Origin of the sequence: Haloferax massiliensis, assembly GCF_001368915.1 — an archaeon.
Classification (GTDB): domain Archaea; phylum Halobacteriota; class Halobacteria; order Halobacteriales; family Haloferacaceae; genus Haloferax; species Haloferax massiliensis.
Map to the genome: position 1 here is coordinate 228,569 of NZ_CSTE01000003.1, position 17,862 is coordinate 246,430.

General features: G+C 65.6%; 14 protein-coding genes. 7 read left to right on the forward strand and 7 right to left on the reverse strand.

Translation table 11 applies throughout. The features are described 5' to 3' along the window. Positions 1 to 409: 409 nt before the first annotated feature. Positions 410 to 3,736: a formate dehydrogenase subunit alpha gene (fdhF, locus tag BN996_RS14620; protein ID WP_089780288.1), complete on the reverse strand. Its 3,327-nt coding sequence runs from the start codon at positions 3,734 to 3,736 to the stop codon at positions 410 to 412. Beyond that, the gene (locus BN996_RS14625) at positions 3,733 to 5,253 is read right to left on the reverse strand and encodes an NADH-ubiquinone oxidoreductase-F iron-sulfur binding region domain-containing protein (RefSeq protein WP_089780290.1); all 1,521 of its coding nucleotides are present in this window, start codon (positions 5,251 to 5,253) and stop codon (positions 3,733 to 3,735) included. Before BN996_RS14625 ends, fdhF begins: the two co-directional genes overlap by 4 nt. A gap of 198 nt (positions 5,254 to 5,451) precedes the next feature. Between BN996_RS14625 and BN996_RS14630 the strand changes: the two genes are divergently transcribed. After that, positions 5,452 to 5,727, forward strand: a complete 276-nt coding sequence (locus tag BN996_RS14630) for a DUF8113 family protein (RefSeq protein WP_089780291.1) — start codon at positions 5,452 to 5,454, stop codon at positions 5,725 to 5,727. Positions 5,728 to 5,835: 108 nt separating this feature from the next. On the opposite strand, the gene BN996_RS14635 is transcribed toward BN996_RS14630, so the two are convergent. Beyond that, positions 5,836 to 6,216: a Rid family detoxifying hydrolase gene (locus tag BN996_RS14635; RefSeq protein ID WP_089780293.1), complete on the reverse strand. Its 381-nt coding sequence runs from the start codon at positions 6,214 to 6,216 to the stop codon at positions 5,836 to 5,838. 316 nt (positions 6,217 to 6,532) lie between these two features. On the opposite strand from BN996_RS14635, the gene BN996_RS14640 reads away from it, so the two are divergent. Both BN996_RS14640 and BN996_RS20205 read left to right on the forward strand, forming a co-directional pair. Continuing rightward, positions 6,533 to 7,690, forward strand: coding sequence for a glutathione-independent formaldehyde dehydrogenase (locus BN996_RS14640; protein WP_089780295.1), 1,158 nt, complete (start codon positions 6,533 to 6,535; stop codon positions 7,688 to 7,690). 69 nt (positions 7,691 to 7,759) lie between these two features. Continuing rightward, positions 7,760 to 7,921 (forward strand): hypothetical protein, encoded by a 162-nt coding sequence (locus BN996_RS20205; protein ID WP_167344148.1) that lies wholly within the window; start codon positions 7,760 to 7,762, stop codon positions 7,919 to 7,921. On the opposite strand, the gene BN996_RS14645 is transcribed toward BN996_RS20205, so the two are convergent. After that, positions 7,922 to 9,055 (reverse strand): CobW family GTP-binding protein, encoded by a 1,134-nt coding sequence (locus BN996_RS14645; protein ID WP_089780532.1) that lies wholly within the window; start codon positions 9,053 to 9,055, stop codon positions 7,922 to 7,924. It lies immediately after the preceding gene. Positions 9,056 to 9,324: 269 nt separating this feature from the next. Here BN996_RS14645 and BN996_RS14650 point away from each other — a divergent pair, with 269 nt between their 5' ends. Together BN996_RS14650 and yqeC are read left to right on the forward strand one after the other, a co-directional pair. Continuing rightward, positions 9,325 to 11,079 (forward strand): aldehyde ferredoxin oxidoreductase family protein, encoded by a 1,755-nt coding sequence (locus BN996_RS14650; RefSeq protein ID WP_089780297.1) that lies wholly within the window; start codon positions 9,325 to 9,327, stop codon positions 11,077 to 11,079. Between the two features lie 128 nt (positions 11,080 to 11,207). Continuing rightward, on the forward strand, positions 11,208 to 11,939 hold the full coding sequence (yqeC, locus tag BN996_RS14655) for a selenium cofactor biosynthesis protein YqeC (protein ID WP_089780299.1): 732 nt from the start codon (positions 11,208 to 11,210) through the stop codon (positions 11,937 to 11,939). Here yqeC and BN996_RS14660 read toward each other — a convergent pair. After that, positions 11,936 to 12,547: a molybdenum cofactor guanylyltransferase gene (locus BN996_RS14660; RefSeq protein WP_089780301.1), complete on the reverse strand. Its 612-nt coding sequence runs from the start codon at positions 12,545 to 12,547 to the stop codon at positions 11,936 to 11,938. The genes yqeC and BN996_RS14660 overlap by 4 nt on opposite strands. Before the next feature lie 615 nt (positions 12,548 to 13,162). Between BN996_RS14660 and BN996_RS14665 the strand changes: the two genes are divergently transcribed. Continuing rightward, entirely contained in the window at positions 13,163 to 13,420 is a 258-nt protein-coding gene (locus tag BN996_RS14665; RefSeq protein WP_089780303.1) for a hypothetical protein, read from the forward strand. Positions 13,421 to 13,601: 181 nt separating this feature from the next. Then, entirely contained in the window at positions 13,602 to 13,811 is a 210-nt protein-coding gene (locus BN996_RS14670; protein WP_089780305.1) for a helix-turn-helix domain-containing protein, read from the forward strand. A gap of 635 nt (positions 13,812 to 14,446) precedes the next feature. Here the strand turns inward: BN996_RS14670 and BN996_RS14675 are convergent. Then, positions 14,447 to 15,331 (reverse strand): bile acid:sodium symporter, encoded by an 885-nt coding sequence (locus tag BN996_RS14675; protein WP_089780306.1) that lies wholly within the window; start codon positions 15,329 to 15,331, stop codon positions 14,447 to 14,449. Positions 15,332 to 15,349: 18 nt separating this feature from the next. Beyond that, a complete protein-coding gene (locus BN996_RS14680; RefSeq protein ID WP_089780308.1) occupies positions 15,350 to 17,668 on the reverse strand; it encodes an arylsulfatase in 2,319 nt (772 codons plus the stop codon). Between the last annotated feature and the right edge of the window lie 194 nt (positions 17,669 to 17,862).

Below are 17,862 nucleotides of genomic sequence, written 5' to 3' on the forward strand. Positions count from 1 at the left end.
CACGGTTCTCCCGCGCTATAGTGTATTGAAACCGCATTTCCAACAGACGTTGAATCTGACGGCAGATTCGTCGGCTACGAATCCCTCCGAGTCGAATACGGCGTCTGCGGTGCTTTTGACGTTCAAGACGAGGTGTGTGACTAAACTATCCGTAGTAACTGTGCGGAGTCGGTGGACACCCCCACGCCGGCCCGCTCGAACACATATGCGAACTAGTATTTTCTCGAATAGTTAATCTGACGTACTAGACGCGGTAATCCGGACCAGTCAGCATTCGCCTCGGTCCCCATAGAGCCACCCGCAGTTCTCGTCGCTGTGCCCCGACGCGTCGGGTCAGTTGCAACGCCCAGTTACAACCGCGCTGTCTGACTCGCGCAGAAGGCGGGGACGAACCGACCGTTCGCGGCACTCAGTCGTCGCCGCGTGCGGCGCTGCCAGCGCCCGCGTCCGGAGTCCGCAGCACGTCCGGGTCGGCGTCCGGTCCGAGCGGTTCGACGCGCACGCTCGACACCTTGTACTCCGGAATGCCGGCCTGCGGGTCGAACGTCTCCTGCGTGAGTTTGTTGACCGCGCCGGCCGCGAAATGCATCGGGATGAACAGCGTCCCGTCGCCGACGCGGTCGGTCACCGTCGCCTTGACGACGATGTCGCCGCGGCGGGACTCGACCTTGACGTACTCGCCGTCTGAAACGCCGAGTTCCGCGGCCGTCGTCGGGTTAATCTCGATGAAACTCTCGCCGACGTGGCTCATGAGACCCTCGACGCGCCGGGTTATCTGTCCGGTGTGCCAGTGGTAGAGGACCCGCCCGGACGTGAGCGTGAGGGGGTACTCCTCGTCGGGGAGTTCGCCGGGGTGGCCGCCGTCCGCCGGCACGAAGCGGGCGAGTCCGTCGTCGAAGTTGAAGTTCCCCTCCTCGTAGTCGTAGAGGTACGGCGTGCCGGGGTGGTCGTCGTCCCAGCACGGCCACTGGAGTCCGTGCTCGTCGCCCGATTCGAGACGCTCGTAACTGACGCCCCCATAGATGGGAACTAGGTCGCTGATCTCATCCATGACCTCTCGCGGGTGGTCGTAGCCCCACTCGTAGCCCAGTCTGGCCGCCAGTTCCTGCGTAATCTCCCAGTCCTGACGCGCCTTCCCGGGCGGTTCCGCGGACGCTCGAACCCGCTGGACACGACGCTCGGTGTTGGTGAAGGTGCCGTGTTTCTCCGGCGAAGTCGCCGCCGGCAGCACCACGTCGGCGTGCTCCGCGGTCTCCGTCATGAAGATGTCCTGTACGACGAGGAAGTCCAAGCTATCGAGCGCCTCGCCGGCGTGCTGGATGTCGGGTTCCGAGAGCGCGGGGTTCTCCCCGACGATGTACATCCCGCGGAGATTGCCCTCGTGGGCTTCGGCGAGCATCTCCGGCACTTTGAGACCGGGTTCCGTCGGTGGACGCTCGCCCCACACCTCGGCGAACTTCTCGCCGACCTCGTCGTCGGCCGGGTCCTGGTATCCGGGGAGACTGCCGGGCAGAGTCCCCATGTCGCCGCCGCCGCCCTGCACGTTGTTCTGGCCCCGGAAGGGCGACAGTCCGGCACCCGGTTTCCCGACCTGCCCGAGCGTGAGCGCGAGGTCGGCCATCGCGAGGAGGTTCTCCGTGCCGTGGCTGGATTGGGTCATGCCCATCGCCCAGCCGAAGACGACGTTCTCGGCGGCGGCGAGCGTCTCGGCGGCCGACTGCAGTTCGGCGGGAGAGACGCCGGCCAGTTCCTCGACTTTCTCGGGGGTGAACGCCTGGACCTTCTGCTTGACCGCTTCGAATCCGTTCGTATTCCGTTCGATGAACGCCTCGTCGTGCAGGTCGTGCTCGATGAGGTATCGGATGAGGCCGTTGAGCCACGCCACGTCGTAACCGGGCGTCGTTCTCGTGTACTGGTCTGCGTGTTCGGCGATGCCGATTTTCCGGGGGTCGAACACCACGAGGTCGGCCCCGTCGCGGACGTTCTGCTTGATGCGGGTCGCCAACACCGGATGCGACTCGGTCGTGTTCGACCCGCTTATGAGGTAGGCGTCGGCCTCGCCGATGTCCTCGTTGATGCGGTTCGTCATCGCGCCGTAGCCGAGCGTCTGTTGGAGCGCCGCCACCGTCGACGAGTGGCAGAGCCGGGCGCAGTTGTCGATGTTCTTCGTGCCGAGCACCTGCCGCGCGAACTTCTGGACGAGGTACGCCTCCTCGTTGCTCCCTTTCGACGATGCGAGGCAACTGACCGCGTCGACGCCGTGTTCGTCCTGAATCTCGCGGAGTTCGCCGGCGACGTAGTCGAGCGCCTCGTCCCACGACGCCGCCTCGAACTCGCCGTCGTCGTTTCGAATCAGTGGTCTCGTGAGCCGGTTTTCGCTGTTGGCGAACTCGTGTCCGAACTTCCCTTTCACGCACGTCGAGAAGTTGTTGGCCGGTGCGTTGTCCGGGTCGTCGACGGGCTGGACGCCGAGGGCGTTCCCGTCTTTGCCCCACATCTCGAACCGACAGCCGACCGCGCAGAACCCGCAGGTCGTCTCCGCTTTGTCGACCTTGCCCAGTCGGTAGTCGCTGACGAGCGACGCGACGTCGAACAGCCGGCCCTCGGAGAGGGTCCGCGCCGCAAGGTTCTCGGCGGTGTGTTCGCCCGCGAGCATGGCCTTCCGACCGTACTCCCCGAGGAAGTCGGACGCTCGGCGTTTGCTCTGGGCCATGTATCGGGCGACGCCGCTCCGTCCATCCTGTCCCGCCTCGGCTTCGCCACCGGCGCTCCCCGCGCTACCGGGGGCGGGCGAGCGGTTCGGTGCCGTCGTGTCGTCGATGGTCTCCGCCTCCTCGTGTTCGATGACGTTCCCGACGGAGTTCCGCTGCGTGAACCCCGGGAGCGGGAGCGTCCCCGCGCCACCGATGTCCTTCTCGGTCAGGGCTCCGGTCGGACAGACCGTGGCGCAGTGACCGCAGGAGACGCAGTCTGAATCCCCCATCGTCTCGGCGTCGGACTGGAAACCGATGCGGGTGTCCGCACCGGACCCCTCGATACGGAGCACGCCTTCGACCTGAACGTCGTTACAGCCCTCGACGCACCGGTTACAGAGGATGCACTTGTTGCGGTCGATTTGGATGAACGAGGAGCTGTCGTCGAGCGGTTCGTACTCGCTTCGCTCGTCGAACACGCCGTAGCGCGGATGGTCGACCCCCTCGCTGATGGCCGTCTCCTGGAGCTCGCACCGGCCGTTCCCGTTACAGGTCGTACAGCGCAGATTGTGGTTGGAGAGGACGAGGTCGAGGTTGACGCTCCGGCACTCCTCGGCGGCCGACGTATCGGTCTCGACCGTCAGCCCGTCCGTCGCCGGGAACGAACAGGAGGGGACGACCCCGTGTTCGTCCGTCTCGACCATGCAGGTTCGACACTCGCTCCGAGGGCCGATTTCGTCGCTCGCGTCGCCGTCGCGGTCGTAATAACAGAGCGCCGGAACGTCGGCGTCTCCGTCGAGGCTGTCGGAGCCGGGGTCCACGCTCACGACCTCGTCGTCGACGGCCTGCATGGCGTCGATGACGGTCGACCCCGGCGGGACGGTGACCGGGGTCCCGTTGACGGTGACCGTCGTCGGGCTCTCTCCGCCGGTTCCGACGGGCGGGTCGTTCGCGGTCCCGGTCTCGAACTCAGCCGTGACCGACGTCTCGTGCTGTGGGTCGTCTATCTCCGGAACGCCCGGAAGTGGGTCGTCAGTACTCATAGTTTGTCAGTACAGGTTCCGCTGGGACAGCGGCCGTCGGCGTGTGCTTCGAAACTCGATTCGAACTCGTCCATCGCGGTCAGCACCGGTCGCGGCGCACGAGCCCCGATTCGGCAGTTGCTCGACCGGGCCATGACCCGCCCGAGTTCGCGTATCTTCTCCCGGTCGTACGAGCCCCGGTAGACCGCTCGCACCAGTTCGGTGAGTTGGACGGTTCCCTCCCGACCCGGCACGCACCGCCCGCTGTTGGCTTCCGAGGCGAAGTTCGCTCGTTGACCGGCGGTGGCGACCGGACACCGCTCGTCGTTCAACAGTTCGACGACGCCGTCCGTGCCGAGGCCGGCCGCGGTCAGTTCGTCCGCGGTCGGTGTGATATCCAACGTCCGAGTGACCCCGCCAAAGACACCGCCGACGCAGGCCATCTTGAACGAGCCCTCCAGTTCGACGGCGTTCCGAACCGCCGAGAGGCGGGCGTCCGACCCGACCTCTATCGTCGCGGGCGCGGCCACGTCCCCGGTGACAGTCAACAGTCGCGTCGCCGAGGCGGACCCGTCCTCATCGGTACTCTCGGGACCCGAGAGTGCGTGGTGTACCTGTGCGAACGTCCGCGGCGAATGGATGACCGTGGGGCGACCGAAGAGTCCGTACTCGGCCGGCGATGGTGGCTGGAGACGGGGTTCGATTCGGTCCGCACCCTCAATCGCTTCCAGCGCCGCCGTCGGTGCGCCGGCGCGGTACTCGTCCGGCCCCGTGGCGACTCTCGGAACGACCGGTAGTTCGTCCGCGGCGGCGTCGACGGCCCGCCGGAGGTGTTCTCGGAGTTCGGTGTCGGTCTCCGCGAGATAGATGACCGCGTCGGTCGTCCCGAGGTACTCGGCGACGGCCGCCACGCCGTCGAGCACCGACATCGGCGACCCGGCGAGGAGCGTTTCGTCCGCCCACTGCCTGTCGTCCGCGTCGTTCGCGTTCACGACGACCACCGGGTCGCCGTCTGTCTCTCGCGCGCGCCGCCACGCGTCGGCGACCGGGTCGTCAGCGCTGGCGTCGCCCCTTCCTCGACCGACGAGGCCGGCGTCCGCGATAGCACCCGCGTCTTTGTCGAGCGACTGGAACTGACACCCCTCCGGGTCCAGCGGGTCGACCCACCCGCAGGGACCGAGGACGCGCCGCCGACCTACCGCGAGCGGCCCGTTCGTCGGCACCGGTAGCGTCGTCGTCTCGGCGTCGTGCTCGACGACCGCCGCGGCACCGTCCGTCGGTAACGCCCCGTCTTCCACGTCGGCGACGATTTCCCGGGCTCTCGGTGCGTCCGGAGCCGGGAAGAACGCGGTCCGCCCCGCTCTGGTCGCCAGAACCAGCGGGTCGTACTCGCTGATTCCGGTCGGTCCCGTTCGCAGGACCGGGACGGAGTCGGCGGCGGCGCGCGCGCTGCTCAAGACACGCTCCCCGCGCTCCGTTCGTCCGGCTCCCGAAACCCGGACGGTCGGCGACGGGGTCGCCTTGCCTGTGCGATTCATTCTCACGGTTAAAAAGACGCGGTGGGGTTAAAAAATCATCCCAATCCGGTCCCGGTGGCGCGCGGTTTCGGGGCGTTCAATCCCCCGGACTCGAAGCCGGTCCAACCGCGATTGGCACGAGATTGCCACGGCAGATGGCGCTCCCAGACGGCAGCGACCGGAGCAAAGAGCTAATGCGGCGACGCGTTGTTCCCCGAGGTGATGACGAACCCACGGTTCGACGACGTCCGAGAGACCGCGGCCGACGCGACCCGCGAAGACGACGTCCTGTCTGTGTACACCGGACTCGTCCACGACGACGGTCGACGCGAGTACTACTTCGCCAACGACACCGAAGACGCATCGGAGCTACGCGAGACGGCGGCCGTCCAACTCGGGATGATGGTTCGGGTCCTCGCGGACCGCTCCGAGAGCGACGTCGAGGAGATCACCGACCTCGCGGCCGAGCGGGCGGAGAACATGCGGTTGGAGTGACCGCGGTCTCCGACACCGGCCGCTCGAACGCGAGTTCTCGTCGGTGAGTGTCGTCTCAAAAATCCTCACGCGGGTCGGGGCCAGATGCGTCCGCTCGGGACCGCGACCCTATTCGGTCGCCGCTATCGCTTCGATTTCTATCGCCGCCCCTTTCGGCACGTTCCCGACCTCGACCGCGCTACGCGCCGGCGGTTCCTCGTCGAAGAACTCGCTGTACACCTCGTTGAACTCCTCGAAGTCGTCGATGTCGTCGAGGAAGACTGTCGTTTTGAGCACGTCGTCGAGGGAGCCGCCCTCCGAGACGAGAATCGCTTCCACGTTTTCGAGACACCGCTTCGTCTGGTCGCCGACAGAGGCGTCGTCGAGTAGCTCCCCGTCGGGCGTGAGCGGCAGTTGGCCCGCAGTGAGGACGAGGTCGCCGTTCGTCGTCGCCTGACTGTACGCGCCAACGGCCGCCGGTGCGTCCGAAATGCTAATCGTGCGCTTCATAGCCGGCCGTTTCGAACGGGCCGTATTAAATCCACGTCCGGGACGAACCGGTCTCACGATATGTGTGCCATCTGCCATTCCGTGGCGTCACTCGGCTTGCACGTCGGCTACTCCTCGTCTCGAACTTCGGAGCCTCGCGGGTGTCTCGGCCCTGCCGACACCCACGCAGAAAACACGAATAGTAACGAACATGACACGATGAAACACCCACCAACGATATTTAAGCGTTGAAGTGCCGAGAACCGTGAAAGACATTCGCACCCGATCTATAAATGGCATCCGTCCGCAGAGACCGAGCGGAGCCCGAACAATGTCAATGGACGCAGTCGTCTACAAAGGCGAACGAGAGGTCGCAGTCGAAGCGGTCGAAGAGCCGCAGATTGAACATCCGAACGACGTCGTTATCGACATCACGACGACCTGCATCTGCGGGTCCGACCTGCACATGTACGAGGGTCGGACGGCGGCGGAACCGGGAATCGTGTTCGGCCACGAGAACATGGGTATCGTCGAGGAGGTCGGCGAGGCCGTCAGCGGCCTCGAAGTCGGCGACCGCGTCGTCGCGCCGTTCAACGTCGCCTGCGGCTTCTGCGAGAACTGTGAGAACGGCTACACCGGCTTCTGTACCAACGTCAATCCGGGATTCGCCGGGGGAGCGTACGGCTACGTCGCCATGGGGCCGTATCAGGGGGGTCAGGCCGAGAAGCTCCGCATTCCGTACGCCGATTTCAACGCGCTCAAACTGCCGGACGGACGGGAGCACGAGGACTCGTTCTCGCTCCTCGCGGACATCTTCCCGACGGGCTGGCACGGCACGGAACTCGCCAATCTCGAATCCGGTGACTCCGTCGCTATCTACGGGGCCGGTCCGGTCGGCCTGATGGCCGCCTACAGCGCCAAGCTCAAGGGCGCGGCCGAGATTTACGTCGTCGACCGCGTCCCCAGTCGCCTCGCGCTCGCCGAGGAACACTGCGACGCCACGCCCATCAACTTCGAGGAGGGCGACCCCGTCGAACAGATCAAAGAGATTCACGGCGGCGGCGTCGACAAGGGCGTCGACGCGGTGGGCTATCAGGCCATCGACCCCGACAAGGAAGCCGACAGCGCGTACGACCCCGCCCGGGAGAACCCGGCCGTCGTCATCAACAACCTCATTCGGACGGTCCGTCCGACCGGCGAACTCGGTATCCCGGGTCTCTACGTCCCCGACGACCCCGGCGCTCCCGACGAGATGGCTGCGCAGGGACGTCTCGGCATCGACTTCGGTCTCCTGTTCGAGAAAGGGCAGGCGCTCGGTACCGGCCAGTGTAACGTCAAGGAGTACAACCGAAAGCTCCGAGACATGATAATCGAGGGCCGAGCCGACCCGAGTTGGGTCGTTTCCCACCGCGTCGACCTCGAAGACGCGCCCGAGATGTACGAGAAGTTCGACAACCGCGAGGAGGGCGTCACGAAGGTCCTGCTGGAACCCTAACGGTAACCGTCGCTTCCCCCTCTGATTTTCACCGGTACTCCTTTGACGGTCACCCCGGTAGTTCGGTCTATGTGCCAGTACTGTAGCTACCGGTACCACGACGGCTGGACCCAGCTGTTGGAGTACGACGAGGTTTACCAGACGGCGGTCGGCGGTGAGTCGGAGTCGACCTACGGCTTCCACGAGTCGTGGGACGAACTCCGAGACGAGGTCGACCTCGGCGCGGCCTAATCAGGCGGACTCCCGGGGGAACGGGTCGTCGGGATACGACGCCGCCCGCTCGTCCGTCGTCGCTAGACACTCGTCGAGTTCTCCGCTCAGTGCCGCCTCGTCGAGGTCGCGGCCGATGAACACGAGTCGCGTTTCGGGGTCATCGTCTCCCCACTGACCGATGGGGCCGGCCTGTACCGACGGCCCCGCCTGACTCACGCCGAGCACCGTCTCGGGACGACTCGCGACCCACGCGAACCCCTTCGCGCGGACGACGTTCCCCCGCCAGTCGTCGAGCCAGTCATCGAGTCGGTGCGGATGGAACGGGCGGTCCCGCCGGTAGACGAAGGACTCGACGCCGTGGGCCGTCGCCGCCGAGACGTCCTCGTCGTGGGCGCGTCCGCTGTCGCGGCCGTGGTCGTGGTTGCCGTTCGCCTCGCCATCGTCGCCCGTGAGCGCGCGTTTCCAGCCTTGGTGGTGTTTCGCAGCGTCGAAATCGAACCGTCCCGTATCGAGAACTCGCCCCGACTCGACTCCGCTGTGTGTCGTCCGGTGGATGGTCGCACGGGGCTGGAGTTCTCGAATCTCGGCTTCGACGGCGTCCAGCGCGTCGTCGGGGACCATGTCGCACTTGTTCAGCAACAGCACGTCACAGAACTCGACCTGCTCGACGAGAACCTCCGTCAACGGACGCTCCGGGTCGGGGGCGGCGTCCGGGAGCGATTCCGCCGGGTCGAACGCCTTCCAAAACCCGTAGGCGTCGATGACCGAGACCGTGGTGTCCAACCGGAACTGCTCCGGCAGACCGCCCTCCTCCGACTCGCGCGTCAGCACCCGCGCAATCGGGAGCGGTTCGCTGATTCCGGAGGCCTCGATGAGAAGGTAGTCGAACGAACGCATTTCGGCCAACCGCGTCACTTCGGTCACGAGGTCGTCCTGCAATCGGCAGCAGATACAGCCGTTCGAGAGGTCGATTAGCCCGTCGTCCGCCTCGGAGGCGACTAACTCGGCGTCGACGTTCAGTTCGCCCATGTCGTTGACGACGACGGCTATCTCCCTCCCGCCGGGGTCGTTCAGGAGTCGATTGACCAACGTCGTTTTGCCCGCGCCGAGGGGCCCGCTGATGACCGTAATCGGAGTTTCAGCCGTGGACATGTCGATGCTGTGTGTCGACTCGCGGGTGGCTGTAATCAATGCTGGGTCGCCTCGCTCGACCCGAGTGTAGAACCCCTCACACCGGACCTCCGTTCGAAACTCGTCTTCTTCCATTACTGATAGGTCGGGTTTCGTGGCTGTTCGCGTCGGTCGACCCCCGCGAATCGAACTCTCGGCGTTGTTGGACACGTTCGCGCCACCGAACCCGCTCGCCCGCCGTGGCACACCGGCATCATCTTTTTTGCTCGCCGGTCCTGACGGATGATCTGATGGTCCCCCCCGTCCCCGACCGACTCCTCACGGTCGACCTGTCTTCCGGTTCGGTCGAGAGTACGCCGATTCCGGACGAGTGGCGACAGCGGTACCTTGGCGGAAAAGGGCTGGGCGCCCGCTATCTCTACGACGAACTCGACGCCGGCGTGGACCCGCTGGGTGACGAAAACGCGCTTCTATTTATGCTCGGCCCGCTGTCGGGGTATCTCCCGGGCGAGTCGAGATACGCCGCTATCACGAAATCCCCGCTCACGGGCTGTTTTCTCGATTCCTATGCGGGCGGCGAGTTCCCCGACTCGCTGGCCGGCGCGCTCGGGCCACATATGGGTCTGCTCGTGACGGGTGTCGCGTCCGACCCCGTCACCCTCGTCATCGAAGGCGGGGACGCCACGATTGCTCCTGCCGAGACGTGGGGGGCCGACACGGTCGAAACGGCGCGAGCGTTCCCCGACGCGTCGGTCGCGTGCATCGGCCCGGCGGGAGAACACCATATCGCCTACGCCACTATCGCCTCGGACGAAGGCGAGCACCACGCTGGTCGAGGGGGCGCGGGAGCGGTCATGGGTTCGAAGCGACTGAAGGCGGTCGTCGCGCGGGGAGAGCCACCCGAGGGGTTCGACGACCTTCGGGAGGCCTACGCCGCGAAGTACCGAGAGACCGCCACCGGACGCTGGCTCCGGGCCAGTGGAACCGTCGAGACCATCGATTTCGCGAACGAAATCGGCGCGCTCTCGACGCGAGGCTGGCGCGATGGACACCTCGAACAGACGGACGAACTGGGAATCACTGCGGTCGAAGACAGCGCCGTCGGTCGCGAGTACGCCGACACGGCGGCTCCGGGGGGATTTCGCGTACCGACGGACGAGGGCGACCACGTGCCGCGGGGCGCCACCGCGATGACGCTCGGGGCCGGACTCGACATCCACGACTTCGACGCCGTCGCCGAGTTGGGACAGACCTGTGACCGGCTCGGGATGGACCTCATCAGCGCCGGCAGCGCGGTCGCGTGGACCATCAACGCCGACGCCGCCGGCGTCCTCGACCGTCCACTGTCGTTCGGTGACGCCGACGGAGCGCGCGCCCTCTTACGGGAAATCGCCAACCGGACGACGGACCTCGGCGACGCGCTCGCGGACGGGGTCGATGCCGCGGCGTCGCGGTACGGCGGGAGAGAGCTCGTCCCCACGGTCAAGTCGATGGAGCTACCGGCCTACGACCCGCGCGGCGCGCAGAGCATGGCGCTGGCGTACGCGACCAGCGACCGCGGGGCCTGCCATCGACGGGCGCGACCCATCGAACGCGAGGCGTTCGACGGAGAGTGGGGAGCCGACCGGACCGCGGAGGCGGTCGTTCGCGAGCAGGACCGGCGGTCGGTACTCTGGAGTCTCATCGCCGACGACTTTTTCGGCGACGCGCTCGACGACCTCGGGCGAGCGTGGCTCGAATCGGTCGGTCTCGAACCCGCCGGGGAACTCGCCACGGTCGGTGAACGGATTTGGAACGTGACGCGCCTGTTCAACGTCCGTGAGGGAATCTCGCGCGCTGACGACGCATTGCCGGCCACGCTCCAAGAGCCGCTTGAGAGGGGCCCGCGCGCCGGTGCAGTCGTCGACCGCGACGACTTCGACTCGATGCTCGACGCGTACTACAGCCGCCGCGGCTGGGCCACCGATGGCGTGCCGACGGCGCAGACCATCGACCGCCTCGACCTCACCGAACTCGCCGCCGACCTGCACGCGCTCCGCGATTGAACACCGCCCGAACGCCCGGTCGGCGACCGATACGGGCGAACCAGCTGTCCGCGGGTCCTCGACCGCCCACTCGCGGCTGACGAACCCCACCCCGTGTCACTTTAATCGCGTCCCCTCGTGGAACGAATATGAAGCTTCGTGATGCGCTCTGCGCTCGAAGCGGCGTGATCTGCGTCGTCGGCGCGGGCGGGAAGAAATCCACGCTGTACGCGTTGGCGCGTCAACTCGACCGCGCCGTCGTGACGGCGACGGTTCGCATCCCAATCTTCGACCAGCACGTCGACGACGTGCTCGTGACCGACGCTCCGGTCGCCGCGCTCCAGCGCGTGACGGACTGGCCGGTGGGCGTCGTCCCCGACCGCGACCGCGACGACCGCTACCGGGGGTACGACCCCGACGTGGTCGACGACATCGGGGCATCCGACGCCGCCGACGCCGTGCTCGTGAAGGCCGACGGCGCTCGGATGCGCGAATTCAAAGCACCGGGCGACCGCGAACCTCAGCTCCCGGCGACTGCCGACACCGTCCTCCCAATCGCCAGCGTCCACGCGGTCGGTGAACCGCTCGCTGACGATACCGTTCACCGCCCCGAACGGGTCGCCGCCCTCACCGGTCTCGACCCCGGCGACACGATTCGCCCGTCTGACGTCGCAACGGTCCTCACGAGCGAGCGCGGCGGCCTCGCGGACGTCCCCGACGGCGCGACGGTGATTCCCGTGCTGAACAAAGTCGACGATTCGGCGCTCGAAGCGGTCGCGCGAGAGGTTGCTTCGGACATCCTCGCTCGGTCCGACGTTCCGCGCGTCGCTCTGACGCGGTTGACGGCGTCCGATCCCGTCGTGGCCACCGTGGAGCGCTAGCCCAACCGTTCCGCCGCGTGGGCGAACTCTTCGGGGGTGTTGATGTTCTCGAAGGTGTCGAGGCTCGCGTGCTCGCACACCTCGTCCTCCCCGAGGACGACGTAGTCAAGCGCGAACAGCGGCTCGATGATTTTGTGGTTCCCCTCGGCCAGCGCGAGTTCGCACGCGTCGGCCATCGCCGAGGCTCGGTACACCGCGTGAGTCGGTTGGAACCAGCCGTCACCGACCCGCGGCACGGCGGCGTCGCGGCCGGCCGCCCGGTCGAACAGCCGGTCGATGAGCACGGGTTCGAGAAAGGGCATGTCGCAGGCGGCGACGAACGCGTACTCCGTCTCCACGGCCCGCAGGCCCGTCATGATTCCCGCCATCGGTCCCTCGTCACACTCCGCGTCTTCCGCAACCGTCACCGGGTGGTCGTAGCCGTCGAGCGCGGTTCGGAGTGCAGCGGTCTGTTCCGGTCGGCAGTTGACGACGAGGGTGTCGATTACGCCGGCCATCCGGTCGGCGACGCGGCGGATGAGGGGAGTCCCCGCGAGCGATGCGACCGCCTTGTCCCCCTCGCCGAACCGCGTCGAGTATCCCCCGGCGATGATGACTCCAGTTCGCATACCGGGGTCCACTCTCTCGCTCTCCAAAGCAGTTGTGCTCCGAGCAGTTGTGCTCCGACCCGTGTCGCCCGGCGGTCGACGACGCCGCCGGACTTCGCGCGTTTCCCGTTTTTCCGAGGCATCCCATCCCCCGAGTTCGGGCCGTGAAAGCGGTCGAGAACGCATCACAGTCATGACACGGCTAGCCCTGTTATCCAATTTTCAATCCGATTAAAACTAACGCGGCACCCTGAGACGAAGAAACGTCGCGTGGACCGGCGTAACGCGTGGTGTGCCGAGCCGCGTCTCTGGATACGTCTCGATGTTTCGGAGACTATCTAGGATGCTAGCGGGACACCTGAAGCGACCGGTTCGCCAGTCGGTGACGACGAGTACAACACCCGACAACTACGCTGACGGCTGTCGATACCACTCGGCGTCGTCGTCGTGGACGCGGTCACGTGATGCTTCGACGAGTGAGTTTCGTATCTTACACGAAATCGAAATTGACATATTCGATATCTTTCTATCTAACGAGACTATCCGACATCAAACCATCTCCCGTCAGAGATATCGACAGTCAGTAATCACTGAGTATATCGCAATCAAACTACTTATATGATTATCTGATAACTGATGACGACGCTCCTCGGCCGGACCGTCGTCACGTCGGACCACGGGAACATGATCGGAGACCGCGCCGCACCGGTTCCGATTCGAGAGTGGGGCCACCCGCCGGGGATATACACCAAGGAACTCGTCACGATTCCGTGGCTCGTCCACGACAACGGAGAGCGAAGAGAGATCGTCTCGGGCGAATCCGTCGCTACCGACGCAGCGGTCTCGTCGGACGTCGTCACGAAGCGGTTGGAGAACCTCGGCTACGTCGATTGAGGCCGGCGTCGGCTTCCTCGGTGTTTGACCTCGGTGGGCGACCCACCACTCACACGATTCACGCCGCCGAGACGAAAACGACGCGACGGCCCGACAGCGTCGTCGAACTCACGTTCCGGACGCGGAACTGCTCGCCCGGACGACGCGAACCCGCCCCCTCGAAACGCAGTCCTCGCTCCGGATGACCCTCGAAGACCGCCTCACGCCCCGACAACTCGAAGTGCTCCAGACGGCCTACGAAAGTGGGTACTTCGAGTCCCCGCGCGCCCAGACCGGCACGGACCTCGCCGCCGTTCTCGATATCTCGCAGGCGATCGACTTCTCCTGTTACGACGACAGACGACTCCGACGCCGTCGCATGGGCGGAGGAGATTTTCGAACGGTATCGTGACGCTGGCGAACTGGTGGCCTGACCGCGGTCCTTCCCCTCGCCCGCGTCGCCACCGCGATACCGTCGCTTCCGATAAAATGTCATATTATTTATATTTTCGGATGAGCTCTGCCGTCGGGCGAACCGAAGCGGTTAGACAGTATAGTATTGCATAAATTATGTGAAGTCCTTCGGTGTTCGACCGGCATCTCACCCGCGGGTCCGGAGCCGGACAGTCGGTGCCACCCGTCTGAACGAAACACGGCAGATACAGCCCCTAACAGTCGTGTTTCTCATAGATTCGACGGGGTGACGAAGCCGTCGGAATCGATCGCGAAGCGCGTGAACCCCGCGACACCACGAGTCGCTGATCCACCGATTGATAATGTTATTTTTACCCAATACTACTTGTTGTCGTTGGTCGGTTTCGAGGATATTCTCTCGTGGAAATATCCTCACATATCAGATGGGATCTATTATTGGAACCGCTCGGGAACCGCGCTCAGCGTCGAGATACGGACGGACCGATGGCCTCGATGCGCGAGTGTGTCCGAGTCGTTGGGCGACCGTGATGACGGCGGGAGACGCCGTGACGCCGCGTTCGCTCCGCGACCGTCGCCCCGAACTGTTCGTTCCAGTGTGGGCTTCTGCTCGTATCAGTCGTCGACAGACTCCGTGGTCTGAGCCGATTGGCCCCGTTCTCGCGGGGTTCGCTTACCGAGTTCGCCGCTCGCAACCATCAGCGCCGCGAGCATCACCAGCGCGCCGACGAGGAGGACGGTCAGCACGTCCGGGTCCTGGAAGTTCTGCGCCCCGACGACTAACGCGGCGGAGATATTCCGCTGTGCCGTCCCCAACCCCAGCACCGATTTCCGGTCGGTCGCGTCGCCGCCGAGGAGATAGCCGATGGCGAACGCCCCGGCGACGAACGCCAACAGGGCGACGAGCACGCCCGTCCCGAGGACGGCCAGCAGGTTCTGGACGTTCAACACCAGCATGAGCACGACGAGGAACACCAGCGCGGTGGTCGACGTCTGCGCCATGATGGGTTGGACGCTCGCGGCGAGGTCGGCGTAGCGGGCGTTCACCACCAGTCCGAGGGCGAGCGGGAGGAGCATCAGCAGTATCAGCGAGTTCGCGATATCGAATGGATTCACCTGAACGCCCGGCAGCAAAAGCGGTAACACCAACGGGACGTACGCCACCGTCGTCACCATCAGGAGCACCATCACCCCGACGTCGAACGCGACGTTCCCCTTCGCCACCTCGACGAGTTTCGGGAGGAACGGTGCTCCCGCCGCGGTCGCAAGCAGTAGCAGGCCGATGCCCTGTCCCTCGGTCATCGGGACGACGGCGACGAGTGCGTACCCGAGCACCGGGACGAACACGAAGTTCGCCGCGAGCGCTTTCGCTACGACGGCCACGTCCTTCAGCGGGTCGAGTATCTGGCCGAGCGTCAGGCTCAACCCCATCGCAAGCATGCTGGTCACGACGAAGACCAACACCGACAGCGTTGCGAGTGATTCGAGGACGACGGCCATCGTCGGTGGTCCTCCGAGCTACTCCTGTGCCATGATGCGGTCCATCTCGGCCTCGGGGTGGACGAACGCATCTCCGCTGACGTCGACGGTCACCCGGGCGATGTCGCCGGTGAACGCGAACGGCACTCGCTCGCGGTACGCCGCGGTGACGGTGCTGAGCGCGTCGCGGCCACAGCTCAACCCCGCGGTGAGCCCCATCGTTATCGGGAGCGTCCGCGGAATCGTTCCCTCGCCGACCTGTTCGTCGTCGTAGTAGAGTCGGACCGTTCCGGGCGCGCCCTTCCCCTCGGCGGGGTCCGCCTCGCCGGTGGCCTCGAACTCCATCCGGAGGCTGACTTCGCCCTCCGGAACGCGCGTCTCGGCGACGACGTCGTACTCCTCGACGCCGACGTAGTTGTACACGTAGCGCAGGCGGTCGTCTTCGACGTACAGCGAGTACCCGCCGGAGCGAGAGCCGTGGGCGAGGAGGGTTCCCTCCGCGCCGCCCTCGGGGATGGTCACGTCCGCGGTGATGCTGTGGCTGCGATTGAGCACCTTGACCGCGGCGTTCACCGGGACGTACTGGCCGCCGGGGTAGTAGACGTACTGTTCGCGGGGGCGACCCGGCTCCGGGCGCTCCTCGACGAAGCGCTGGACGCTCCGCCCGTCGAGCGGCAAGACGTCGTACTTGCCGGCCTCGGTCCACCACAACTGGACGAGTTCGAGCAGTTTCTCGGGGTGGTCAGCGGCGACGTCGTGGGCCTCCGAGAAGTCTTCGGCGACGTGGTACAGCTCCCAGTCGGAGTCCGCGAGCGAGGTGGTCGAGAGGTCTTCGGCGGTGATCTCATCACCGAGCGGCCACGGGTGAACGGCCCGCCATCCGTCGTGGTAGACCGCCCGGTACGCGAACATCTCGAAGTACTGGCTCGTGTGCCGTTCGGGCGCGTCGGGGTCGTCGAACGTGTACGCGAAACTCGTCCCTTCGATGGGGGACTGGGCGATGCCCCGTATCTCGTCGGGGGCCGCCACGCCGAGCAGTTCCAGAACCGTCGGGACGACGTCGATGGCGTGGACGAACTGGCTCCGTATCTCGCCCGCCGCGTCGATACCCGCGGGCCACGAGACGACCATCGGGTCGCTCGCGCCGCCGCGGTGCGTCTCGCGTTTCCAGCGTTGGAACGGGGTGTTACCGGCCCACGTCCAGCCCCACGGGTAGTGGTTGAAGTAGTTCGGGCCGCCGAGTTCGTCCATCGCTTCGAGGTTGTCTTCGAGGCTCTCCGGGACGTTGTTGAAAAAGCGGTTCTCGTCGACGGACCCGGTCGGGCCGCCCTCGGCGCTCGCCCCGTTGTCCGAGACCGTCACGACGAGCGTGTTCTCCAGTTCGCCGAGCTCTTCGAGGTAGTCGAGCACCTTCCCGACCTGTGCGTCGGTGTGTTCGAGGAAGCCCGCGAACACCTCCATCATCCGCGCGTAGAGTCGCTGTTCGTCGTCGGAGAGGGTGTCCCATCGCCGAACGTCCGGGTTCTGGGGCGAGAGCTCGGTTCCCTCGGGAACGACCCCCAGTTCGATTTGTCGCTCCAGAATCCGCTCGCGGGCCTCGTCCCACCCCATGTCGAACTCCCCGGCGTACTTGTCGGCCCACTCCCTCGGCACTTGGTGCGGGGCGTGACACGCGCCGGGACAGAAGTAGGTGAAAAAGGGCTTGTCGGGGTCGACCTGCTTGGCGTCGCCGATGAACTCGATGGCCCTCTGGGCGAGGTCCTCGGTGAGGTGATAGCCCTCCGCCGCCGTCGCTGGGGGGTCGACCTGGTGATTGTCGTAGACGAGCGAGGGGGTGTACTGGTCGGTGTCGCCGCCGAGGAAGCCGTAGTAGCGTTCGAACCCGCGGCCGAGCGGCCAGCCGTCGTACGGGCCGGCCCCGCTCATCGACTCCGCCGGGGCGAGGTGCCACTTCCCGACGGCGAAGGTGCTGTAGCCCTGTTGGCCGAGCACCTCCGAGAGGAAGCCGTTCTCGTGGGGGATGTGGCCGTTATAGCCGGGGAACCCCGTCGATATCTCGGTGATACCGCCCATCGCGTTCGAGTGGTGATTGCGCCCGGTCAAGAGACACGAGCGCGTGGGCGAACAGAGCGCGGTCGTGTGGAAGTTGCTGTACTGGAGGCCGTTCTCGGCGAGTCTATCGATGTTCGGAGTGTCGGCGAGGCCGCCGTAACAGCCCAACTGGCCGAATCCGACATCGTCGAGGACGACCATGAGGACGTTTGGAGCGGTTTCCGACGCTCGGGTCGGCTCGGGCCACCAGGGTTCTGATTCGTCGTACGTGCGGCCGATACGGCCGTGAAACTCTTGTTGAGACATGGTCTGGTCGTTCTGGTCGTTGCATCAGCACCGAGTTACTATCGCGGACGGACAGTTTGTGCAGCAGCCAATGACAACGAAACTATCGATGTGTTGTCTATTAAATCTATTTCGATGACAATTGTATAGTCAGCCGCCGACAACTGTCTGGGCGGGCGTCATCTGTCGATAGCCGGTCGTGTTGGCGCAGAACC

Coding starts and splice junctions, on each gene's coding strand:
- fdhF (WP_089780288.1), bottom strand. CDS start 3,736: ATGAGTACTGACGACCCACTTCCGGGCGTTCCGGAGATAGACGACCCA.
- BN996_RS14625 (WP_089780290.1), bottom strand. CDS start 5,253: ATGAATCGCACAGGCAAGGCGACCCCGTCGCCGACCGTCCGGGTTTCG.
- BN996_RS14635 (WP_089780293.1), bottom strand. CDS start 6,216: ATGAAGCGCACGATTAGCATTTCGGACGCACCGGCGGCCGTTGGCGCG.
- BN996_RS14640 (WP_089780295.1), top strand. CDS start 6,533: ATGGACGCAGTCGTCTACAAAGGCGAACGAGAGGTCGCAGTCGAAGCG.
- BN996_RS20205 (WP_167344148.1), top strand. CDS start 7,760: ATGTGCCAGTACTGTAGCTACCGGTACCACGACGGCTGGACCCAGCTG.
- BN996_RS14645 (WP_089780532.1), bottom strand. CDS start 9,055: ATGTCCACGGCTGAAACTCCGATTACGGTCATCAGCGGGCCCCTCGGC.
- BN996_RS14650 (WP_089780297.1), top strand. CDS start 9,325: ATGGTCCCCCCCGTCCCCGACCGACTCCTCACGGTCGACCTGTCTTCC.
- yqeC (WP_089780299.1), top strand. CDS start 11,208: ATGAAGCTTCGTGATGCGCTCTGCGCTCGAAGCGGCGTGATCTGCGTC.
- BN996_RS14660 (WP_089780301.1), bottom strand. CDS start 12,547: ATGCGAACTGGAGTCATCATCGCCGGGGGATACTCGACGCGGTTCGGC.
- BN996_RS14665 (WP_089780303.1), top strand. CDS start 13,163: ATGACGACGCTCCTCGGCCGGACCGTCGTCACGTCGGACCACGGGAAC.
- BN996_RS14670 (WP_089780305.1), top strand. CDS start 13,602: ATGACCCTCGAAGACCGCCTCACGCCCCGACAACTCGAAGTGCTCCAG.
- BN996_RS14675 (WP_089780306.1), bottom strand. CDS start 15,331: ATGGCCGTCGTCCTCGAATCACTCGCAACGCTGTCGGTGTTGGTCTTC.
- BN996_RS14680 (WP_089780308.1), bottom strand. CDS start 17,668: ATGTCTCAACAAGAGTTTCACGGCCGTATCGGCCGCACGTACGACGAA.